Raw genomic sequence first — 21,932 nt, 5'->3', positions numbered from 1 at the left:
GAAACGTCCAAAGGGGGAATGACATGAAACAGCATCGCATCGCCCGCACCGGCCAGATGGCCGCAGTGCTGGGCCTGGTCCTGGGAATGGGCCTGTTGGCCGCCTGCCGCAGCCATGCGCCGGCCGCCGATGGTCCTGCCGAAACCACCGCCGTGCAGTTCCCGGAGGCCTCGAAGGCCTCGTTGAAGGAAGGCATCTATCCCGACGTCGCCGACCTGCGCCGCTTCGCGCCGGGCATGAGCAAGCGGCAGCTGTATACCTTGCTGGGCACGCCGCACTTCAACGAAGGCATGTGGGGCGTGCGCGAGTGGAACTACCTCTTCAACTTCCGCACTGCGCAGGGCGCGGAGTATTTCACCTGCCAGTTCCAGGTGCGCTTCGACAGCAAGGGCATCGCCCAGGGTGGCTACTGGAAGCCTGAATCATGTGCGGCGGTGCTCGACCCGCCGCGGCCGCCGGCGCCGCCTGCACCGGCGCCGCTGCCGGAGCAGCCGCTGCGATTGTCGGCCGACGCGCTGTTCGGCTTCGACAGTGCGGTACTCAGCGCTGAAGGCCAGCAGGCGGTGCAGGGCATCCTGGCGCAGGTACGCGAGGCCGCGCAGGTGCAGTCGATCCGGGTGACCGGGTACACCGACCGTATCGGCAGTGCCAGCTACAACCAGGCACTGTCGCAGCGACGTGCCGAGGCCGTGCGCAGCGCGCTGGTGCAGGGTGGAGTGCCTGCGGCCAGCATCAGCGCCGAAGGGCGGGGCGCAGCCGAGCCGATCGTGCAGTGCGAGCAGCGCAACCGTCGCGAGCTGATCGCCTGCCTGGCGCCGAACCGTCGCGTGCAGATCGCCGGAATGGCCCAGCCGCGCTGAGAATCCCGCACCGGGGCCATGCCCCGGTATCCCGAGTCCCCCCTGACCGTCGGCAGGACGTGGTTACGTCTCCCCCGTTGACCACGCCTGCCGGCGGCTCAGGTTTTCCCTGGTGCACGCGATGAACGCTCAATTCCTGCCTCTTTCCATGAAGACGGAAACCACACTGAGTGTGTACGGCCAGCTCGGCAACCATGCGGTGGTGCGCATTCCCGGGCGGCGCCTGCCGGGGTTGATCCTGCAGGCGGACACCGTGGCCGGCTTCCTTGCCCAGTTGCAGGAAGCCCAGGCCTGCCTGCGCAGTGGCCGCGCACAGCGTACCGACGCCGAACTGGACATGCTGATCGACGTGCTGCAGCAGTGGTATGCGCTGATTGAATCGCGCCTGGCCGACGCCGGCGAGGCGCTGTAGTGAAAAAAGGGACGGAGGGGATTAAGTCGTTCTTGCCCCGGCTGTGCCGGAAACGACTTAATCCCCTCCGTCCCCTTTTTGTATCAGGCGAGGGCGCGTACCAGCCAGCAGGCTGCGTCCACGCGCACACGGTCGCCCTCGATGAACGGGGTGAATGCCGCTACCGCCTTGTTCCGGAGCGAGGTGGCCCGGTCTTCGGGCAGGTTGCGCAGCGCCAGGCCCAATGGGCTCAGCTGACCCACGTAGGTCGGCAGCGCATCGCGGGCGATCGAGCACGGCAGGTCCACCGCGACCATCTCCACATCCTTCCAACCGGCGGCCTGCAACAGGCGCCGCACGCGCTGGCCATCGGCAAAGGCGAACTGGCCGGGTGCTCCTGGCGCGCGTGGGGGTAGATCGAGTTCATCGCCAATGGCGCGTTCGGCCGTTGTCATGAACGGGTTCTCCGCTGCGCTGCGCCAGGCGATGAAACGCAGGCCGGCACCTGGCCGCGCGGCGCGGTGCAGGTTGGCGAAGGCCGCTTCGGTATCCTCGAAGAACATCACGCCCAAACGAGATTGGACCCAGTCGAAGTGCGCGGTGGGCAACGGATGCTGCTGTGCATCGGCGACGATGAAGTCTGCGTCCAGTCCTGCCGCCTCGGCGCGTTGACGGGCCAGCGCCAGCATCGGCGCGGAGATGTCCAGGCCGGTGCAGTGTGCCGACGGGCGTGCGGCGGCTGATGCCAGCAGGCTGGCACCGGTACCGCAGCCTACATCCAGCAGTTGCGTGACGGTGTCGGGCAGTTCGTCGACCAGCAGGTCGGCCAGGGGTTGGAACAGGCCATCGAGGATGGCCTGCTGCGCAACCCAGATCTGACCGCCGGGGCCGTTCCACAGAGCGTTCTGATCAACGGGGGGTGTACTGGTCATGGCCTTGCCTTGCGGGGAAGTCGCCCATAGGTTGGCGCTTGAAGGTCACTTGAGGTCAAGCCCGTGCGTGAACTGGATATCGGCGAGGTGGTCAAGCGCAGTGGCGTGCCGGCCTCGACCCTGCGCTACTACGAACAGCTTGGGCTGCTGCAGGCACTGGGCCGTCGCGGCCTGCGCCGGCAGTACGACGAGCAGGTGCTGGAACGGCTGGCGCTGATCGGTCTTGGCCAGGCGGCTGGGCCGTCGTTGCAGCAGATCGGGGCATCGCTGCCGCCGCAGCGTGGATGTATCTCGCTGGACCGTGAGGCACTGCTGGCACAGGCCGATGTGCTGCAGCGGCAGATCACCCAGCTGCAGCGGGTGCGCCGGCACCTGCAGCGCGCGGCGGCCTGCCCGGAAGCGCAGGATGCGCGACAGTGCGGTTCATTCCGCAAGCTGCTGCGGGCACAGCAGCGCATGGCGGGTGGGTGAGAGAAGCGCATCCACGCCATGCGAGGATGATTCAATCGCGGGTACTGACTTCCCAGGTGGCATGCAGCACGCCCGGCACGTGCTCCATCCGCGCCAGCACCACGTCCAGCTCATCGGCACTCACGGCGGTACTGACCAGCACCGCGATCACATCGGTGGGTGCATCGGCATGCTCGACCACCTGCACATCACCGACCGGATACTGCGCTGCTTCCAACGCATCGACCAGGCGCTCGCGCACCCGCGGCACCGCTTCGGCATCCACGCTCAGGCGCACTTCGTAGGTGGCTTCCGTGGCGGTCTCATTGATCGGAATGCGGTTGATCGCATTCACCAGCGGCCTCAGCAGGGTGTTGCCGGCGATGATCAGCACGGTCAGCAGCACGCCTTCGGCCAGCATGTCCGCGCCGGTGCAGCTGCCCACCGCCGCCGAGCACCACAGGGTGGCGGCGGTGTTCAGGCCGCGCACGTTCATGCCTTCCTTCATGATCACGCCGGCACCGAGGAAGCCGACGCCGGAGACCACGTAGGAGATCACCCGCACCGCCTCGGCGCTGCCGGCGATGCGCATGCCCAGGTCGACGAAGGCGGCGGCGCCGACGGCGACCAGCACGTTGGTGCGCAGGCCGGCGGTGCGTTGCCGGTACTGGCGCTCGGCGCCGATCAGCGTGCCCAGCACGAAGGCGGCCAGCAGGCTCACCACGGTGTCGGCGAAGGGACCGGCCTGGAAGGTCTCAATGAAGCGCATGGCCGGAGTCTACCCGGTCGAAGTGACAGTAGAGCCACGCCATGCGTGGATTTCCAGCGATCCACGCCACGCGTGGCTAGTCAGCGTGCCAGAAACGACTTAATCCCCTCCGTCCCCTTTTTGCGGGATCAGTCGGTGTCCTCGACGCGCTCGCCCATCAGTTCGCGCTGGCGCTTGTCCAGTTCCTCGGCGTAGCGCTTGCGTACGAAGGCTTCGGAAACCACGCCCAGCACCTGGCCGTCGGCGGCGACCACGGCCAGTTCGTCGGCCTGGGTCTGGTCGAAGCGCTGCATCACGCTGACCACGTCCGCGGCTGGCAACAGCGATACGTCCCGGTTCTCGGCCAGCTCGCCAATCGTGGTTTCCGGCTTCACGCCATCGCTGTAGACGCGCGGAATCTGCACGATGCCGGCGTAGTGGCCTTCGCTGTCGATCAGGATCACCCGGCTGCCCGAACCCAGCGGGAAGCGCTGGCGGAACGCGGCGGCATCGAGATCGGCCGGGGCGGTGGCCACGCCCTTGCGCATCAGCCGGCCGGCATTGAGGTTCTGCACCCAGCCCACGTCGCGGGCGCTCTTGATGGTCTCGCCGCGCAGGTGCATGCGCCAGGTCGAGAACGAGTAGCCGAACCACTGCCGTACCAGCGTGCTGGACACCAGCACCGCGCTCATCACCACGCTGGTCAGCAGGAAGTCGTGGGTGCCTTCCAGCACCAGCATGGCCATGGTCATCGGCGCGCCGACCACCGCCGCGGCCAGCGCTGCCATGCCGGCCAGCGCGGCGGACGTGGCGTCGACCACCGGCACGCCGGTGGCCATGGCCAGCAGGCCGGCGAACAACGCGCCGACCAGGGTGCCCATGAACAGCGAGGCGAAAAACAGGCCGCCACGGAAGCCGAAGCCCAGCGAGATGCCTGAGGCCAGGCACTTCAGGGTCAGCAGGCCGCCGATCCAGATCAGTGGCAGGTGCGTGGTCAGGTCCAGGTGCAGGGCGCCGTGGCCGGACGACAGCACCTGCGGGCTGGCCAGGGCCAGCGGAATCAGCAGCAGGCCGCCCACCACCGGGCGACCCCACAGCGGCAACGGGCTGCGCTTGACCGTGCCCTCGATCGAGGCGATCAGGCGCATGACGGCGATGCCGACCATCGCGCAGCAGCAGCCGAGCAGGCCGTAGATGGCGTAGTCGGCGGCGCGGACATCAATCGTCGAGGCGGCGGGCAGCAGGTAGGCCTCGATCCCCGCCTGGTCGGCCACGAACGCGCCGGCCAACGCGGCCACGGCCACCGGCGCCAGAGCGGCCGGGGTGTAGGCGCCGATGACGATCTCGAAGGCGTAGAACGCACCGGCCAAGGGCGCACCGAAGGCGGCGGCGATGGCACCGGCGGCACCGGCGCCGACCAGGATACGCACATCGTTGCGGCGCAGGCGCATCACCCGGCCCAGCTGGGAACCGCTGCCGGCGCCCATCTGCGTATACGAAGCCTCCAGCCCGACCGAGGCGCCGCAGCCATTGGACAGCAGGGTCTGGGTCAGCACGATCAGGTTGTCGCGCATCGACATGCGGCCGCCATGCAGGGCATTGGCTTCCACCGCATCGAGCAGGGGGCGTTTGCGCCGGGTCGCAGCCAGGCTGACCAGGCCCACCAGCAGGCCACCCAACGGCAGCACCAGCAGCGCAGTCCAGGTCAACGAGGGCAGGGAGCTAAGGCGCATCCCTTCATCCAGCCCGTACAGGGTGCCCTGCAGCCAGCGTGCGATGCCGGACTGCAGCAGGGTCAGGTAGCCGGCAAGCAGGCCGACCAGCAGGGCAAGCGCGATGAACCACAGATCACTGCCGCGCAGCCGCAGGCGCAGGCCCTGGAAGGCCGAATGCAGGCGCGATGGCGAAACAGGCAGTGACATGGTGGCGGCATGATACGCCGCCACCGTGATCGCCACCGTCACTGCATCGGGCGGTTACCGCCTCAGAAGCGGTAGCGGCCCTGCACGTAGAAGGTGCGCGGCGCGGCCACCATGCGGCCGGCATTGCCATCGACGTTGCGGGTGTACCAGCGCTTGTCGGCCAGGTTGTTCACGCCCAGTGCGATCTCGCTGTCGCCCAGGCCTGGCACCTGCCAGGCCACCTGTGCATTCCACAGGCGCACGCCCGGCACGCGGCCCACGCGTGTATCGGCGCTCTCGGCCCAGGTGTTGGCGGCATCGGCGTACTGGCCGCTCTGGTGGGTGCTGGAGACATTGAAGGTCCAGCCGGCCAGCGCGTAGCGGGCGCCGACGCTGTCGGTGTCGCGCGAGTAGAACGGCACGTCCAGGCCACGGTTGTCGCCCGACTGCTGGATCGCCTTGGTCCAGGTGTAGTTGGCGTACAGTTCCAGCCCGGCCAGCGCACTGTCCTCGGCGAAGTGGTACTCCAGTGCGCTCTCCACGCCCTTGTGGTCGGTGGCGCCGATGTTCTGGAAGGTCGGCGGGGTGATGCCCGGCACCTGCAGGATCTGGTTGTCGAAGCGCATCTTGAACACGGTCACTTCCGCGCGCAGTGCACCGTCCTGCCAGCGCGCACCGAGTTCGGTGGTTTTGGCGATTTCCGGGTTCAGCGGATTGCTGGCGGTCTGCGAGTTCAGTTGGATGTTCTGCACCGGCCCGAACGAGGTGGTGTAGTTGCCGAACACGGTCAGCTGCGGGGTCAGCAGGTAGGCGATGTTGAGCGAGGGCAGGGCCTTGTCGTTGCGGCTGCTGAAGGTCGCAGTGCCACCGGCCTGGCGGCGGTCCATGTCGATCCATTCCATGCGCACGCCCGGGGTGATCCGCCACTGGCCGATCGCAATGCGGTCGTCGATGTAGAACGCATGGGCATCGGTGGCGTTGTCAAAGCGGGTGGTGGCGCTGGCCACGCCGGTGCGGCGGGTAACGGTGTAGCTGCGGTCGTTGCCGCGCTCGCGCAGGAAACGGTAGCCGGCGGTGATGTCGTGCACGCTGGCGCCCCAGTGCAGGCGCTGGGTGTAGCGCGGCTCGATGCCGAGCACGCGGTAGTCGCGCGGCTGCACGGTCAACTGGGTATTGGCGGCATTGATCAGCGAGCTGGCACGGTTGCTTTCGTTGTAATAGGCCAGCACCTCGAACTCGCTGTTGGGCGACAGTGTGTTGGTGTAACCCAGGTCGATGCCGGTGCGGTGGCCCTTCCAGAAATCGGTAGGGCGGGTGTTCTGGAACGGATCGGCCTCGTACTGGGCGCGGGTCAGGCCGCCCGGGGTCAGCGAACGCACATCGTAGTAGGACAGCTTGGCGCGCAGTTCCTGCTGTTCGTCGATGGCGTAGGCGAACTTCAGCGCGAGGTCGTTGAAGCGGTCATCGCTGCCCTGGCGCCAGCCACGCCCGTCCTGGCCGGAGTACAGCAGGGCCGCGCCCAGGCCGTTGTCGCCGGTGCCGCCAAGGAAGGCGTTGTACTGGGTGCTGTCACCGCCGCCATGGTCGTAGGCGGTGTAGCGCACGCCGGCTTCACCGTGCAGGCCCGCGCCGGTCGGAATGGCGCGGGTGCTGAAGTTGATGATGCCGCCCACGTTCTGTGGGCCGTAGCGCACCGCGCCGCCGCCGCGCACCACGTCGATCGATTCGATGTTGGACAGGCTGGTCGGCGCGAATGACAGTTGCGGCTGGCCATACGGCGCCACCGCCAGCGGTACACCGTCCAGCAGTACGGTCGAGCGCGGCGAGTAGCGCCCGGTCAGGCCGCGCACGCCGATGTTCAGCGAGACCGAGCTTCCGGCCGTGCCGGAGTTGTCGGTGACCTGCACGCCGGGGATGCGGCGCATGGCATCGCCGATGCTGGCCGCGCCGCTGGCCTCGATGCGGCGGCGGTCAACCACCGTGCGCGCGCCGGCGAAGCTCTTGACGCTGTCATGCAGGCCGGTGCCCAGCCAGCTGCCGGAAACCTGGATGCTGTCCAGCGTGGTGGCGCTGTCCTGGGCGAGGGTGCGGGTGGCCGGGAGCAGGCACAGGGCGAGGGCGGCGGCCAAGGGCAGGCGGGCCGGTTGCAGGGCGTGGATGGGCATCGGTGCAGGCTGTGGAAGGTCGTAAATGAGAATTATTGCTGATTCCATTCGCCAATGGAATGCGCCTCCGAGTCATGCCGATGCCCGGGTGGTAGAGTGGGCGATTGCTTCCTGACTCGCTGAGATCCGCCATGTCCCAAGCCGCTTTCTACCCCGTCGGAACCCCTGGCCAGCCGTGGGGAGCGGCGGAGCGGGAGGCGTGGCGTGGCCGCCAGCAGCGCCTGCGTCGCTATGACGAGGAGGTGCTGCCGCGCGTCGAAGCGCTGGCCCCGCGCTTCGACAAGGTGGCCTATGGCCAGCTCGACTACGCTGGCGAGACCTACACCCTGTTCGCCCTGCGCAGCCGCGACTGGAACCCGGCGCTGCCGGCTGCCCTGGTCACCGGTGGCGTGCACGGCTATGAGACCAGCGGCGTGATGGGCGCGCTGGAGTTCCTCGAGAAGCACGCCGCCGACTATGCCGGCAAGGCCAACCTGCTGGTGGCGCCGTGCGTGAATCCGTGGGGCTTCGAGCGCATCAACCGCTGGAACTTCGATGCGATCGACCCGAACCGCAACTTCCGCGCCGATGGCCCGGCCCGTGAATCGACCGCCGTCATCGAACTGATCGCGCCGCACAAGGGCCAGTTCGTGCTGCACATCGACCTGCACGAGACCACCGACAGCGACGAGAGCGAGTTCCGCCCGGCGCTGGCCGCGCGTGACGGCAAGCCGTTCGAGCCGGGCCTGATTCCCGATGGCTTCTATCTGGTGGATGACAGCGAGAACCCGCAGGCGGCGTTCCAGCAGGCGGTGATCGCCGCGGTGGAGAAGGTCACTCACATCGCGCCGGCCGACGACAAGGGCGAGATCATCGGTTCGCCGGTGGTGGCCCATGGCGTGATCGAGTACCCGCTGGTGAAGCTGGGCCTGTGCGCCGGGATTACCGGCGCGACCTACACCACCACCACCGAGGTCTACCCGGACAGCCCGCGGGCGACCCCGCAGCAGTGCAACGACGCGCAGGTGGCGGCGGTGTGCTCGGCGCTGGACTACGCGCTCGCCCATCGTTGATCGGTAGTGCCGGCCGCTGGCCGGCAACCACGGGACACGGGTAGTGCCGGCCAGCGGCCGGCACTACCTCATCCAAGTGCGTCGGCCCACCACAGTGCGGCCGGTCCGGGAGGCGTGTCGCGGCGCCACAGCAGTGCAACGACGCACAGGTGGCTGCGCTGTGCTCGGCGCTGGGTTACGCGCTCGCCCATCATTGATCGGTAGTGCCGGCCGCTGGCCGGCAACCACGGGACACGGGGATTGCCGGCCAGCGGCCGGCACTACCTCATCCAAGTGCGTCGGCCCACCACAGTGCGGCCGGTCCGGGAGGCGTGTCGCGGCGCCACAGCAGTGCAACGACGCGCAGGTGGCAGCGGTGTGCTCGGCGCTGGATTACGCGCTCGCCCATCGTTGATCGGTAGTGCCGGCCGCTGGCCGGCAACCACGGGACACGGGGATTGCCGGCCAGCGGCCGGCACTACCTCACCTCATCCAAGTGCGTCGGCCCACCACAGTGCGGCCGGTCCGGGAGGCGTGTCGCGGCGCCAAAGCAGTGCAACGACGCGCAGGTGGCGGCGGTGTGCTCGGCGCTGGATTACGCGCTCGCCCATCATTGATCGGTAGTGCCGGCCGCTGGCCGGCAACCACGGGACACTGGGATTGCCGGCCAGCGGCCGGCACTACCTCATCCAAGTGCGTCGGCCCACCACAGTGCGGCCGGTCCGGGAGGCGTGTCGCGGCGCCACAGCAGGTCGCTGTGGATGCGCCGCGGCCAACCGGGCAGCACCAGTTCCACCAATCGCCCACGGTCGTAGCGCTGCACCAGCGCCCGGGGCAGTTCAGCCCAGCCGATGCCGTCCTCGGCCATCTCCATCACCATCAGGTAGTCGGTGGCGGTCCAGGCCAGGCCGGTGACCACGCGCGATTGATCGACTTCCGCGCTCAGGCGCACCTGCCGATGCCGCGCCAGTTGTGCGGCGGCGCGACGCCCGGCGCTGGCCAGCGGATGTTCCCGCGCCACGTACACCGACAGTTCGCTGTGGTGGGCCAGCGGCCGGGCCGTCAATTCACCGGGATAGCGCTCCTGCCTGGGCAGCAGGCCCAGCGCGGCGCGACCACTGCCGACCAGCTCCAGCACGTCCTCACCCTCGGCATCCAGCCATTCCAGTTCGATCTCCGGGAACGCCTCGGCGAAGCGTTGCAGGATCCGTTGCTCTGGATCGAGCTGGTAGACATCGGAAAACACCACGGTCAGGCGCGGCTCGACCGGTGCGGCCAGGCGCACGCTCAACTGTTGCAGGCGCGCATCGGCAGCCAGGATCTCCTGCGCGTGCCCCAGCACCTGGCGCCCGGCCTCGGTCAGCTGCGGGTAGCGCCCGCTGCGATCGAACAGACTCACGCCCAGGTCGGTTTCCAGGTGGGCAATGGCGGTACTGACTGTCGACTGGGTCTTGCGCAGGCGTCGCGCCGCAGCCGAGAACGAGCCCAGCGCCGCGGCTTCCACGAAGGCCTGCAGGGATTCAGGGGAGTAGGGCATATATCCATCGCTCCTGTCGATGGAATCCATTTTGATTCCACCGTAAAAGGCGATGATACTGGCCGCCGTCGCCCCTGTCTGCGGGGCGTTCCGGACCCTCCACGCTCGGCGTGGATCCATTGATGAGGCGGAGTGGTCCCCGCCCTGCAAGGAGCTTCACATGTCCCGTACTGTTCCCGCCCGTGGCGCGCTGGTCGCCTGGGCCTGCCTGACCGTGGCGATCGTCGCCGAAGTGGTCGGCACCTCGTTCATGGCCCACGCCGCCCGCGATGGCGGCTGGACCGGCTATCTGGTCATGGCCGGCGCGCTGGCGCTGTCCTACTTCTTCCTGGCGCAGTCGGTGCGCCGCATCGCGGTGGGCGTGGCCTACGCGGTATGGGAAGGACTGGGCCTGACCCTGCTGACCGTGGTCGGCCTCACCGTCTTCGGTGAAAGCCTGTCGCTGCAGCAGCTGGCCGGCCTGGTGCTGGCGGTGGTCGGCATCGTCTGCGTCACTCTCGGGGAGGCGCACTGATGAATACCCTGGCCCTGTTTTTCGTGATCTGTTCGGCGCTGATCGACGTCGCCGCCAACATGATGGTGGCCAAGTCGGAGGGCTTCCGCCGCTGGCGCTGGGGCGTTGGAGCCATCGTCATGGTCTGGATTGCCTTTGCCCTGCTGGGCCAGGCCGTGCGTTACATGGACCTGGCCACCGCCTATGCGATGTGGGGGGCAATCGGCGTGATCGGTACCGCCACCTGCGGACGCCTGCTGTTCGGCAATCGCCTGCGTCCGATCGGTTGGGTCGGCATCGCATTGGTGACCGTCGCGGTACTGCTGCTGAGTACCGCGAAGTAACGCGTCGCCGTGCCAACCAGGGTTGGCATCTACCGGTGCGGAAGCGCTGTGCCAACCAAGGTTGGCACCTGCCAGAGCGTGAGCGCCGCAGGCAAGCGCCCCGGAGGACCCCTCCGGGGCGTTGCTGTTTCTGCAGCAGTTAGAACCGTGCGGTGAAGTTCAGCCGCGTGGTGCGGCCCGGGCCCGGCATCAGGCTCATCGCCAGCGTGTCCATGTAGTAGGTGTTGCGCAGGTTGCTGACCACCAGTTCCACTTCGGCCTTCGGGGTGAACTGCCAGCGCGCATAGAAGTCATAGATCGCGGTCGGCAGGTAGATGTTCTGCAGGCCGGTCGAGCCGGTGGTGTTCCAGGGCTTGTCCAGTTCATGGGTGGGGCCACTGTTGTAGGTGCGGCGGATGCCGGTATCCAGCCGCTTGTCGAACAGGCGGAAGCCCAGCGTGCTGTGGATTGAGTACTTCGGCGGGTTCTGCGCGTTGACGAACGAGGTGCCGAAGCCGCCGTCCACGCAGTCCGGTGTGGTGTCCAGCTTGCTCCACTTCGCATACGGATCTTCGCGCAGGCGCTTGGCAGTGGCCGCATCGCAGGTACGCGCGCGCTGGTAATAGCTGGCCGACAGGTCCAGGTAGGCGATGCCGGCGTCATAGCCGGACTGCAGCTCGTAGCCCGACACCGTGTAGTTGTCGACATTGTCGACGTAAAAGGCCCAGTTGCTGGAATCGAAGCGACGGGTGATGGCGTTGTCGATATCGTTCTTGAACCAGGCCACCTTGAACGCCAGGCGATCACCGTCACGCCACAGGTCCTGCTTGAGCAGGCTGAAGCCGATGTCCCAGGAGCGGTTCTTTTCCGGCTTCAGGTCGGCCACCGGCGCCGAGGTGCTGTTGCCCAGCGTTGATTCGAACAGGCTGGGCATCTTCCAGCCTTGCGCGTACTTCACGTAGAAGAACATGTCCGCGTCGAGGTTGAAGCGGGCTTCGGCATACGGCGCGAAGCCGTGGCCGGAGCGGCGGATCGCCGGCTTGTAGCCCCAGGCGGTGGGAATCTGCTTGGTATGGAAGCCGTTGGCACCGCGCGGGTCACGGATGAAGCCGTCGAAATCGTAGGTCTGGCCCAGCGTGCTGTCGCCATAGGGCGTGGCGCGCAGCGAGTCATACGTGTAGTTGCCCTGTGCATCCGGGTACCACTCCTTGTACCAGCCCGGCAGCAGCTGGCCACCCTTGCTCAGGCGCGCGAAGGTGTAGCGCAGGTCGCGCGATTCACTGACGAAGGCCACGCGGTTGCGGTCGCGGGTGCGGTAGTCGATGAAGCGGCCGCCGGCCGTCAGCGACAGCCAGTCCCACGGCTGCCATTGCAACGACGCCACCACGCTGGCCTCGCGGCGCGTGCCCGATCGCAGGTAACGGTTGTTGTTGTAGTCCACCGGCAGTACCGGCGAGTTGGGTGCGGTGTCTTCATGCTGGAAGGACGCGCCATAGCGCAGCGTCCAGTCGCCCAGATCATTGCTGAAACGCGTGGTGTTGCTGCTGTCCAGGCCCCAACGCCGGGTCTTCACGTCCGACTGCAGCCCAGGGCCGTAGGTCTCGCCCAGCGTGTCGGGCATCTGGTCGTTGGGCACGTCCTTGAACAGCGGCGTGTTGGCGATATTGCTGTTGAACATGCGGCTGGTGGCCGTGGTGAACCACAGCGTGCTGTTCAGGTCCAGCCACGGGTGCGCCTCGGGGCGGTAACGATGGCGCAGCGAAGTGGCGTTGACCCGCATCTTCCCGGGCTCGAACTGGAACATGGTGTTGGCCTTGTCCACGTAGGTCACCCATTCGTTGGACTCGCCCACGCGGCCGATCGCCGACGGCATGATTTCGCCGAAGCTGGAGTTGAAGAAGCGGTGGCTCAACTCCAGGCGCTGGTCCGGGTCGGGCGTCCAGGTGAATTTCAGCAACGCCGATTCGTTGTCGGTGTGGGTGTTCAGGACTTCATCGCCCGGGTGGTACAGCTTGGAAACGGCCTGGCTGGACATGCCGGTACCGCCGCTGGACAGGTGCTGGTCGTCGTAGCGGTGGGCGCCGTTGCTGCCGGCGAAGTAGTTGCCCTGGCGGCGCCGTGCGTAGGCTGCGACAAGCTGCCAGTCTTCGCCGCGCTGGGCGAAGGCCACGCTGCCGTTCCAGTCGCGCGGGTCGCGCAGGCTGTTGCGGTTGTCGCTGCCACGCGCGATCTGCTTGAACGTACGGGTGCGGTCGATGCTGTTGTCGGCCACGCCGCCACGCACGCGGAGTCCCCAGGCCTGGCCGTCGTCGAGGATGTCCTCGTCCTTCAGCGTTTCCATGTAGACCACGCCACCGATCGCGCTGGCGGCATTGGCGGCCAGGCTCGGTCCCTTTTCGATGCTGATCGCGCTGATCAGGTCCGGGTCCAGGTAGCTGCGCTGCTGCACGCCGGCATAGCCGCGATAGACATCGATGGCCTGTTGGCCACCATCAATGATCACCGGCACCCGGTTCTGGCCCTGCAGGCCGCGGATGTTGACGTCCAGCGCACCGCCGTTGCGAACGTCAGCGGTGTGCACGCCCACCGCACCGGCCAGCACATCGCCGATCGACTGGCCGCGGAAGCGTTCCAGCTGCTGGTGGTCCAGGTGCACGCGCGAGCCGCTGTCGCGGTAGACGGCGTCGGCATCGGCCAGCCCCCACGGCGAAGCGCCTTCGCTGGCCTGGCCGGTCACACGCAGCGTGCCGATCTGGCGTACGCCGGCGTCGGTGGCCGGGGCGGCCTGCAGCACCACGCCGCTGGCATCACGCTGGAACGAAAGGCCGGTGCCGGTGAGCAGCTGTGCCAGCGCGGCCTCGGTGTTGAGCGAGGCCTGCACGCCACCGCTGTGCCGGCCGCGGGTCAGGCGCGCATCGGCAGCGATGGACAGGCCGGACTGCTGACCGAACGCGGTCAAGGCCTGGTCAAGCGGACCGGCCGGGATCTGCCAGCGAACGGCGGAGGCAGCATTCTGTGCGTGGGCGGCGGCCGGCAACAGGCACGGCGTGGCCAGGGCCAGGCACAGCGCGATGGCAAGCGGGCGAGGGGAAGGGCAGGGTAGTTTCATGGGGGCGGCGCCATCCGCAATGGGTTCCCTTGTAGGGCCCGCCGAGCGCGCAGAAAGGGAACCGCGATTTCAACGCGGACGCACAACGGTCCACCATGGCCAGCGCTGCTCGATGCGGATCGGCAGGGCGCGCGCCAGCAGTTTCAGGGCCTGCAGGCTGTCCAGGCGCGGCAATACCGCGGTGACATTCAATGCGGACAGTGCCGGATCACAGCCCAGATAGCCCCGATGGTGACGGGCCAGTTCGTCGATCACCCGGATCAGTTGCGTGTCCTGCACCCGCAGGCGTCCGTCCTGCCAATCGCCGCGCAGTGGATCGGCAGCGACCGTTGTGAGTCCCCCCATCGGTCCGATCTGCAGCGCACTTCCCGCAGGCACATCCAGCGCCGCGCCGAACATCGGCAGGCACCGCACCACGCCCTCGAACACGTCCAACCGGCTGTGCTGGGCTTCGCGGCCGACCGCGAAGCGGGTGCCGATCGGCTGCAGGCGCGCGCCGGGTACATGCACGGTCAGGGGCAGGCCGACGAATGCGGGTTGGTGGCCGGTCTGCAGCAGCAGTTCGCCGCGCAGCAGATGCAGGGCGCGGTTGCCGTTGCCGATGTCGACGGTCACTTCGCTGCCGGCGTTGAGCCACAACTGGCTGCCATCGGCCAGCGTCCAATGACCGGTGCGCCCGGCAGCGGTGCGTTGCGTCTGCAGGTGGCGCTGCGCCTGCAGCCCGTGCAGGCCGAGAAGCGAGACCGCACCGATGCCGAGTGCGCCGCCGAGACTGCGAAGTGCGCGGCGGCGGCGATGGCCGGCAGCATCGAGCGCCGTTGCTGCCGCCGTTGCCGATAGCGGGGCGAACGACTGCCAGACCGCCTCGACCCGGCGCCAGGCGTCGGCGTGACCGGCGTCGGCGTGCAGCCACGCACGCCAGTGTTGCTGGTCGTCGTCGCTCCAGCCCTGCTGGCGCAGCGCGAACCACTCTGCCGCCTGCTCCAGCGCCGGGCCGGCCACTGCCGCGCTCATGCCGCCGCGTCGCCGGACAGGCGCAGGCAATGCAGCATCGCCTGCGCCATGTACTTCTTGACCATGCGCTCGGACACGCCCAGCTGTTGGCCGATCTCCGCATAGCCCAGTCCGGACAGCCGGGCAAGCAGGAAGGCACGCCGTGGCCGCTCGGCCAGGCCGGACAGCATGTCAGCGATGGCATGCAGGAGCTGCAGCGCCTGCGTGCGCTCCTCCGCAGAGGGATGCACCGGCTCCGGTTGTGCGGCCAGCGCGGTCAGATAGGCGCGCTCCAGGTCCGCGCGCTGCCAGTGGTTGACCAGCAGCGCGTGCGCGATGGTGCTGAGATAGGCGCGCGGCAGGCGCAGTTCGGACGGATCGACGCGCCGGCTGAGCAGGCGCAGGAAGGTGTCCTGGGTCAGGTCGGCGGCGCAGTCGGCGTTGTGGGTGCGGCGGCGCAGCCAGCCCAGCAGCCAGCCATGGTGTTCGCGGTAGAACCCCGCCAGCGCGGTGCTGGAGGCGGCGGGCACGGCCATCGGCATGGGCCATTAATGAGAATGATTCCCATTATAGAGTGATCGGGCGGCGCACGACAAATCCTAGGCATGCCGCAGCGGGGGAGATCGCCGGATTTGCGATGCCCGGCGTGCTCGCCGACACTGCGGCTTTCCACAAGGAGTGCCCGCATGTTCAGCCACATCACCGTAGGAACGAACGACATGGATGCCGCGCGCCGCTTCTACGATGCCCTGTTCGCCGCGATGGGGGCACGTCCGGGTGTGTTCGACGAAAAGGGTCGGCTGCTGTACTTCAAGGATGGGCGGATGTTCGGCGTCACCGCGCCCATCGATGGGCAGCCTGCATGCCATGCCAACGGCGGCACCATTGGTTTCACCCTCGACAGTGCCGAGGCCGTGCGCGGTTGGCAGGATGCTGGCGTGGCCCATGGCGGTACGGCCATCGAAGACCCGGCTGGCATCCGCAGCATGGCCGGGCGCCAGCTGTTCCTGGCCTACCTGCGCGACCCGGACGGCAACAAGCTGTGCGCGGTGCATGTGATGACCTGAACACAACGCAGGCTACGATCCGGGACTTCCGACCGATGCGGCCTTTCCGCCGGTGGGTACAATCGGCCGCGCCCGCCAACGAACGGCGGGCGCCGGATGAGACGGAGCTCGATGACCCGATTGCTGCTTGTGGAAGACGATCTGAAGTTGGCCGGCCTGATTGGCCGCTATCTGCAACCCCACGGCTATCACGTGCACTGCGTGCACGACGGCAGCCAGGCCTGCGCGGCCGTGCAGGCGTTCCAACCGAAGGTGGTGGTGCTGGACCTGATGTTGCCGGGCCGGGATGGCCTCCAGGTCTGCCGCGATCTTCGCGACTTCTGCAATGTACCGGTGCTGATGCTGACCGCGCGCGACAACGCGCTGGACCATGTGCTGGGTCTGGAGTCCGGCGCCGATGATTATGTGATCAAACCGGTGGAGCCGCCGGTGCTGCTGGCACGCCTGCGCGCGCTGCTGCGCCGCCCGGCGCAGCCACAGCCCAACGAGCAGCGGTTGCGCTTCGATACGCTGGACATCGACCGTCGTAGCCGCAGGGTGCAGCTGGGCGACCGTCGCCTGGAGCTGACCACCGGCGAGTTCGAGATGCTGTGGACGCTGGCCAGTCGCAGCGGCGAAGTCCTCAGCCGTGACGATCTGCTCAACAGTGTGCGCGGCATCGACTTCAACGGGCTGGATCGAAGCGTCGACATGTGCGTAAGCAAGCTGCGGCGCAAGCTGCAGGACGATCCACGCGATCCGGCCAGGATCAAGACCGTGCGCGGTCAGGGCTATCTGTTCCTGCCGGCCGGGGCCTGACGTGCTGCGCTTCTTCCTGCGGCTGCTGGTGCTCGCGAGCATTGGATTCGGCGTGGCGCTTTGGACAGTGCCACTGCTGCTGCAGGAGCGTTTCAGCGACGATGCTGACGTCTACTACCGCGATGCGGTGCGCGGCCCCCTGTTTACCCTGGGCGAACTGCTGCAGGACCGCAGCGCTGTCGATCGCGCGGCCGAACTGCAACGTCTGGCGCCGCACTATGGGCCGGCGCTGGAACTGCTGGCGTCCGACGCTGTGCAGCCGCGCGCGGAGGAGCAGCAGGTGCTGCTCGAGTACGGCATCCTCGCCCGCAATGACCAGCAGGATTTCTATCGGCTGCTCCCCGGGCACGCCGCTGCGCCAGCGCAGTGGCTGCATCTGAGGCTGCCGAGTTCACCGCCGCTGGACCCGACCACCATCGCGCTGGCGGTGCTGCTCATGGTCTCGGTGTCGGCTGCGTTCCTGATGGCGTGGGCATGGCCAACCTGGCGCGATCTGCAGCGGCTGGCAGCGGCCAGCAAGCGTATGGGCGAGGGCGACCTCGATGCCCGTGCGCCGATCTCACCTCGCTCCAGCGTGGCGCCGTTGGCCCGTCAGTTCAACCAGATGGGCGAACGCATCGCTGGTCTGGTCGCACGTCAGCGCGAGTTGACCAACGATGTCTCGCATGAACTGCGGACACCGATCGCGCGCCTGCAGTTCGAGCTGGGCCTGCTGGCCGTGGAGGAAGATGCGCAGGCGCGCAGGCAGCTGCAGCAGGAGATGCGCGAGGACCTGCAAGGGCTCGATGAGCTGGTCGGCGAGCTGCTGTTCGAGGCGCGGCTGGAGCACATAGGCAGCCGGCTGCAGCAGGAGCCGGTCGATGCCCGCGACTGGCTGCATGACCAATTGCGTGCGATCAGTCGCGATGCGCAGGGCAGTGGCATCCAATGCGAAGTAGCAGATGGCGCGCCGGCACAGGTGCAGCTGCACCCGCATTACATGGGGCGGGCCACGCTCAACCTGCTGCGCAACGCACTGGGCCATGCGCATTCGCGGATCCGCCTGCAGCTGCAGCAGCAGGACGACCACTGGCAGCTACGTGTCTGCGACGACGGTCCCGGCATTGCCGCGGCCGATCGCGAGCGGGTGTTCCAGCCCTTCACCCGGCTTGATCTCAGCCGCCAGCGCAATACCGGTGGCGTGGGCCTTGGGCTTGCGATGGTCGCCCGCATCGTGGCCTGCCATCGCGGCAGTGTGCGGGTGGAGGACAGCGCCTTGGGCGGCGCGTCGTTCGTGGTTCGCTGGCCGATTTCGGCGCTGCGCTGACAATCCCTTACAAAGCGGATACCGCGTGACGAGGATCGAGGCGGGGGCGTGATCCAGGCTGTATGTCGAAGCGGTCATCTGCGCGTTTGCGGGTGACGGGCGCTTCCGTGGACGCGCCTGCCTTCACGTCATCCCCAGCCCACGTCCTGTGACGCGCCGGTTCCTGCCGGCGTGAGGGTGGCGTGCGGCTCCCGCCTGGAGTTGTCGCGTGATTCTGCCTGTCTTCCCCGTTCCCCGAGCCGTCCTGCGGCGGCGGCGCCGCCTGTCCTGGATTGCCACGCTGGCCCTGTTGCCGGTCCTGCCGGCGGCGGCAGAAACCAGCCCTTCGATAGGCCTGCAGCTGGGCCATGGCCGTGGTGACTACCAGCGGGCAGGCGTGATCTGGGACAGTGGCCCACTTTGGCAACGTGAGCTGGCATCGGGGCGGCAACTGGAGCTGGCGATGGAGCTGGGCTTTGCGCGGTGGCAGGCCAGCGATCCGCAGCGTCAGCACGCCTGGCAGGCCAGTGCCATCCCGATGCTGCGCTGGTGGCCGAACGCACATCTGTTCATCGAAGCTGGGGTCGGCCCGACCGTGTTCGATACCACCCGTGTTGGCGGTCGTCGCATCAGTACCGCCTTCCAGTTCGGTGACCACCTGGGGATCGGACTGCAAGTAGCCGAACGCCACAGCGTCTCGCTGCGCTACTCGCATTACTCCAACGCAAGCATCAAGAAGCCCAACCCGGGGCTGGACCTGCTGCAGCTCAGCTGGCGCGTGGAGTACTGAAGCGTGCACAGGCACTACCGGTCGTTACACAAGCAGCACAGGCCCTGCATGCGATGCAGACAGTACGTAGGCACGATGGTGGCCGGTGCAGGACTGGCCCGTGCAGGGCAGGGAGACTGAAGATGGTCGAACCCTTGCAGATCGCCGGTCGACGGACTTGGCTGAAGCAGCATGATGGCGAGCGGCGCTGGTTGGCGTTGGCCGCGCTGGACCTCGGCGTGCGCCTGCTCGGTCTGCGCTGCCTGCGGCCCCCGCCGCGATTGAAGGCCGAACAGGCCTGCCAGCTGGAGCGCCGGCGGCTGCGCGAGCTGGCCGCACATGGGGTGCCGGTGCCCTGCGTGCTGGGCCATGGTGAAACCGCCCTGCTGCTGGAGGATGGTGGTCCGAGTCTGGCGCAGCGCCTGCGCTGTTGCGGGCCCGGAGAAGCCGAGCACCTGATGCGGCTTGCCGCCAACGAGCTGCTGCGCGTGCACTGGGCCGGCTGCTGTGTCGGCCAGCCTGTGGCGCGCAACATCGCGGTGGATGAGGCGGGTTGCGTACGCTTCCTCGACCTCGAAGAAGATCCCCTGCAGGTGATGGTGCTGGCCGAAGCGCAGGCGCGCGACTGGCTGCTGTTCATCAGTGGGAGTGTCCGCCATGCGGGGCTGCCCGCCGGCGCGCTGGTCGCCGTGATCGGCCACTGCCTGCGGCAGACCGGACCTGACGTCCAGCAGCTGCTACGTGGTGCGGTGTGCCGCCTGTGGTTCCTGCCGGCGCTGTGCCGCTTCGCTGGCTGCCGCGCAAGGGGGCTGGGCGACAGCGTGCTCATCCTGCGCCGCGCGCTGGCCTGATCCGGCTGTGCCGGTCGGGCCTAAACCGCCGGTTTCTCTGCAAGGGATCACGTCACATCCGTCCCTCCCGTGGAGCGGGGGCGCCGGATGTGATCTGACCCCGATCCGCGCGCGTGATAACACGGAATGGTGGACCAGGCCTGTGACCGCAGGCCGCAACTTCATGCTCTGTCCACTGCGGTTCAGCCAGAATCCGTGGGCTAACCCTTTGATCTACCGGAGAACGCCGCCCCATGGATGTACTGGAGCCGCAACAATCCCCGGTGCGCACCCTTCGGCCTGTGTTCGCCTTCGCGGCGATCGTTGTCGTGGCGTTCGCGCTGTTCGTCAGCCTGTTCCCGCTCGGTGCGGGGCGCCTTCTGGTCAAGGCGCAGGACTGGGCCGCACTCAATGTCGGCTGGTACTACCTGCTGGCGATGACCCTCTACCTGGTGTTCGTGGTGGGGGTGGCGCTGTCCAAGTACGGTGGCATCAAGCTGGGTGCCGATCATGACGAGCCGGAGTTCAGCTACCTCTCCTGGGCCGGCATGCTGTTCGCCGCCGGCATCAGCATCACCCTGTTCTTCTTCTGCGTTTCCGAACCGCTGACCCACTACCTGCAACCGCCGCAGGGCGATCCGGCCGCGGGCGAGGCCGGCGCGCGCCAGGCCATGCAGCTGCTGTTCCTGCACTGGGGCCTGCATGGCTGGGGCGTGTTTGCGCTGGCGGCGATGGCGATGGCCTACTTCGCCTACCGCCACAACCTGCCACTGGCCCTGCGCTCGGCGCTGTACCCGCTGATCGGCAAGCGCATCAACGGCCCGATCGGCTACACCGTGGATGCGCTGGGCATTGTCGCCACCGTGTTCGGCATCGGCGCCGACATGGGCTTCGGCGTGCTGCACCTCAATGCCGGCCTGTCGCACCTGTTCAACATCCCGCACTCCAACCTGGTACAGATCATCCTGGTGGTCAGCATGATGGGCGCGGCGGTGGCCGTGGCAGTGTCCGGGGTGGAGAAGGGCGTGCGCTGGATGGCCAACATCAACATGCTGCTGGCGATCGCGCTGGTGCTGTTCATGCTGTGCGCCGGCCCCACCCAGTACCTGCTCAGCACGTTGATGCAGAACCTGGGCGACTACCTGGGCAGCGTGGTCGGCAAGAGTTTCGATGTGTACGCCTATGGCGGCCGACCGGAATGGCTGGGTGGCTGGACGGTGTTCTACTGGGCCTGGTGGATCGGCTGGGCGCCGTTCGTCGGCTTGTTCATCGCGCGCATCTCGCGTGGCCGCACCATCCGCGAATTCGTGTTCGGCGTGCTGCTGATTCCGCTGGGCTTCACCCTGGCGTGGCTGTCGATATTCGGCAACAGCGCGCTGGACCAGGTGCTGCACCACGGGCAGCAGCAACTGGCACAGCTGGCAGTGGATGATCCACCGACGGTGCTGTATGCACTGCTCGATGGCTACCCGTGGAGCCGCACGGTGATCGCGGTGACGGTGCTGGTCAGCTTCATTTTCTTTGTGACCTCGGCCGACTCGGGGGCGGTGGTGTTGTCCACGCTGTCCTCGCATGGCGGTGCACCGGAGGATGATGGTCCGCGTTGGCTGCGTGTGTTCTGGGGCACGGTGATCGCCGTACTGACCGCCGGGCTGCTGCTGGCTGGGAGCATCGATGCGCTCAAATCTGCGGTGGTGCTGGCGTCGCTGCCGTTCTCGGCGGTGCTGCTGCTGATGATGTGGGGGCTGACCCGCGCCTTCAGTGACGAATCGCACCGCAAGCGCGCGCTGCAGTACCGGCCCTCGCCGCTGATCGGCGACGACCGCCACCACCAGGGCTGGCGCCAGCGCCTGAGCCAGGCCATGCATTTCCCGGTGCGCGACCAGGTCTACCGCTTCATGGACGACACGGTGAAGCCAGCGATGGAAGCGGTGGCCGAACAGCTGCGCGGGCAGGGCTGGGATGTGGCCACGCGCTTCGAGGCCGGCGACATGGAGCTGACGGTCAATCACGGCGAGCAGCAGGACTTCCTGTACCGGGTGATCCTGAGTGGCTACCTGACCCCGTCGTTCGCGGCCCAGCAGCTGCGCAACCAGCGCTACTACCGCGCCGAGGTGCACTTGTTCGAAGGCAGCCAGGACTACGACCTGGTGGGCTACAGCCGCAAGCAGATCATCAACGACATCATCAGCCAGTACGAACGGCACCTGCAGTTCCTGCACCTGAGCCGGTGATGGTAGTGCCGGCCGC

Annotated in this window: 20 protein-coding genes; 12 read left to right on the top strand and 8 right to left on the bottom strand. The window is 67.6% G+C overall.

The window, feature by feature from the left end; genetic code table 11:
- Positions 1 to 23: 23 nt before the first annotated feature.
- Together CKW06_RS14155 and CKW06_RS14150 are read left to right on the top strand one after the other, a co-directional pair.
- Positions 24 to 860 (top strand): OmpA family protein, encoded by an 837-nt coding sequence (locus tag CKW06_RS14155; protein WP_024957426.1) that lies wholly within the window; start codon positions 24 to 26, stop codon positions 858 to 860.
- Between the two features lie 121 nt (positions 861 to 981).
- A complete protein-coding gene (locus tag CKW06_RS14150; protein ID WP_019659952.1) occupies positions 982 to 1,272 on the top strand; it encodes a DUF6959 family protein in 291 nt (96 codons plus the stop codon).
- A gap of 83 nt (positions 1,273 to 1,355) precedes the next feature.
- Here the strand turns inward: CKW06_RS14150 and CKW06_RS14145 are convergent, their stop codons facing one another.
- Positions 1,356 to 2,183: a class I SAM-dependent methyltransferase gene (locus tag CKW06_RS14145; RefSeq protein ID WP_024957425.1), complete on the bottom strand. Its 828-nt coding sequence runs from the start codon at positions 2,181 to 2,183 to the stop codon at positions 1,356 to 1,358.
- Positions 2,184 to 2,246: 63 nt separating this feature from the next.
- On the opposite strand from CKW06_RS14145, the gene CKW06_RS14140 reads away from it, so the two are divergent.
- Positions 2,247 to 2,654 carry a MerR family transcriptional regulator gene (locus CKW06_RS14140; protein WP_024957424.1) on the top strand — a complete coding sequence of 136 codons (408 nt, stop codon included), beginning with the start codon at positions 2,247 to 2,249 and terminating at the stop codon, positions 2,652 to 2,654.
- Positions 2,655 to 2,685: 31 nt separating this feature from the next.
- Here the strand turns inward: CKW06_RS14140 and CKW06_RS14135 are convergent, their stop codons facing one another.
- From CKW06_RS14135 to CKW06_RS14125, 3 genes are all read right to left on the bottom strand, one after another.
- Positions 2,686 to 3,402, bottom strand: coding sequence for an MgtC/SapB family protein (locus tag CKW06_RS14135; RefSeq protein ID WP_024957423.1), 717 nt, complete (start codon positions 3,400 to 3,402; stop codon positions 2,686 to 2,688).
- A gap of 128 nt (positions 3,403 to 3,530) precedes the next feature.
- Positions 3,531 to 5,303, bottom strand: coding sequence for a chloride channel protein (locus tag CKW06_RS14130; protein WP_032963821.1), 1,773 nt, complete (start codon positions 5,301 to 5,303; stop codon positions 3,531 to 3,533).
- Between the two features lie 62 nt (positions 5,304 to 5,365).
- Positions 5,366 to 7,447 (bottom strand): TonB-dependent receptor family protein, encoded by a 2,082-nt coding sequence (locus CKW06_RS14125; protein WP_024957421.1) that lies wholly within the window; start codon positions 7,445 to 7,447, stop codon positions 5,366 to 5,368.
- Positions 7,448 to 7,578: 131 nt separating this feature from the next.
- Here CKW06_RS14125 and CKW06_RS14120 point away from each other — a divergent pair, with 131 nt between their 5' ends.
- Positions 7,579 to 8,499, top strand: a complete 921-nt coding sequence (locus tag CKW06_RS14120; RefSeq protein ID WP_024957420.1) for a M14 family metallopeptidase — start codon at positions 7,579 to 7,581, stop codon at positions 8,497 to 8,499.
- Between the two features lie 664 nt (positions 8,500 to 9,163).
- Here the strand turns inward: CKW06_RS14120 and CKW06_RS14115 are convergent.
- Positions 9,164 to 10,015, bottom strand: a complete 852-nt coding sequence (locus CKW06_RS14115; protein WP_024957419.1) for a LysR family transcriptional regulator — start codon at positions 10,013 to 10,015, stop codon at positions 9,164 to 9,166.
- Positions 10,016 to 10,175: 160 nt separating this feature from the next.
- Between CKW06_RS14115 and CKW06_RS14110 the strand changes: the two genes are divergently transcribed.
- Positions 10,176 to 10,529, top strand: a complete 354-nt coding sequence (locus CKW06_RS14110; protein WP_005409979.1) for an SMR family transporter — start codon at positions 10,176 to 10,178, stop codon at positions 10,527 to 10,529.
- Positions 10,529 to 10,852: a DMT family transporter gene (locus CKW06_RS14105; RefSeq protein WP_005409978.1), complete on the top strand. Its 324-nt coding sequence runs from the start codon at positions 10,529 to 10,531 to the stop codon at positions 10,850 to 10,852. Before CKW06_RS14110 ends, CKW06_RS14105 begins: the two co-directional genes overlap by 1 nt.
- Before the next feature lie 139 nt (positions 10,853 to 10,991).
- On the opposite strand, the gene CKW06_RS14100 is transcribed toward CKW06_RS14105, so the two are convergent.
- The 3 genes from CKW06_RS14100 to CKW06_RS14090 all read right to left on the bottom strand — a co-directional run bounded on the left by CKW06_RS14100 (position 10,992) and on the right by CKW06_RS14090 (position 15,469).
- Positions 10,992 to 13,940, bottom strand: a complete 2,949-nt coding sequence (locus tag CKW06_RS14100; protein WP_024957418.1) for a TonB-dependent receptor — start codon at positions 13,938 to 13,940, stop codon at positions 10,992 to 10,994.
- A 69-nt stretch (positions 13,941 to 14,009) separates the two neighbouring features.
- Complete coding sequence (locus CKW06_RS14095; protein ID WP_024957417.1) at positions 14,010 to 14,954, bottom strand: FecR family protein; 945 nt, start codon at positions 14,952 to 14,954, stop codon at positions 14,010 to 14,012.
- Positions 14,951 to 15,469 carry a sigma-70 family RNA polymerase sigma factor gene (locus tag CKW06_RS14090; RefSeq protein ID WP_005409975.1) on the bottom strand — a complete coding sequence of 173 codons (519 nt, stop codon included), beginning with the start codon at positions 15,467 to 15,469 and terminating at the stop codon, positions 14,951 to 14,953. The genes CKW06_RS14095 and CKW06_RS14090 overlap by 4 nt, the downstream gene beginning before the upstream one ends.
- 150 nt (positions 15,470 to 15,619) lie before the next feature.
- On the opposite strand from CKW06_RS14090, the gene CKW06_RS14085 reads away from it, so the two are divergent.
- The 6 genes from CKW06_RS14085 to betT all read left to right on the top strand — a co-directional run bounded on the left by CKW06_RS14085 (position 15,620) and on the right by betT (position 21,916).
- Positions 15,620 to 16,000, top strand: coding sequence for a VOC family protein (locus tag CKW06_RS14085; RefSeq protein ID WP_024957416.1), 381 nt, complete (start codon positions 15,620 to 15,622; stop codon positions 15,998 to 16,000).
- A gap of 111 nt (positions 16,001 to 16,111) precedes the next feature.
- The gene (locus tag CKW06_RS14080; RefSeq protein WP_095052055.1) at positions 16,112 to 16,798 is read left to right on the top strand and encodes a winged helix-turn-helix domain-containing protein; all 687 of its coding nucleotides are present in this window, start codon (positions 16,112 to 16,114) and stop codon (positions 16,796 to 16,798) included.
- A 1-nt stretch (position 16,799) separates the two neighbouring features.
- Positions 16,800 to 18,104, top strand: coding sequence for an ATP-binding protein (locus tag CKW06_RS14075; RefSeq protein ID WP_024957414.1), 1,305 nt, complete (start codon positions 16,800 to 16,802; stop codon positions 18,102 to 18,104).
- Positions 18,105 to 18,312: 208 nt separating this feature from the next.
- The gene (locus CKW06_RS14070; protein WP_024957413.1) at positions 18,313 to 18,873 is read left to right on the top strand and encodes an acyloxyacyl hydrolase; all 561 of its coding nucleotides are present in this window, start codon (positions 18,313 to 18,315) and stop codon (positions 18,871 to 18,873) included.
- A 122-nt stretch (positions 18,874 to 18,995) separates the two neighbouring features.
- A complete protein-coding gene (locus tag CKW06_RS14065; RefSeq protein WP_024957412.1) occupies positions 18,996 to 19,703 on the top strand; it encodes a phosphotransferase family protein in 708 nt (235 codons plus the stop codon).
- A gap of 233 nt (positions 19,704 to 19,936) precedes the next feature.
- Positions 19,937 to 21,916 (top strand): choline BCCT transporter BetT, encoded by a 1,980-nt coding sequence (betT, locus tag CKW06_RS14060; protein WP_014647441.1) that lies wholly within the window; start codon positions 19,937 to 19,939, stop codon positions 21,914 to 21,916.
- Positions 21,917 to 21,932: the final 16 nt, after the last annotated feature.

Source organism: Stenotrophomonas maltophilia, assembly GCF_900186865.1.
In the GTDB taxonomy this organism is placed as follows: domain Bacteria; phylum Pseudomonadota; class Gammaproteobacteria; order Xanthomonadales; family Xanthomonadaceae; genus Stenotrophomonas; species Stenotrophomonas maltophilia.
This window is presented reverse-complemented; position numbering and strand designations above follow the sequence as displayed.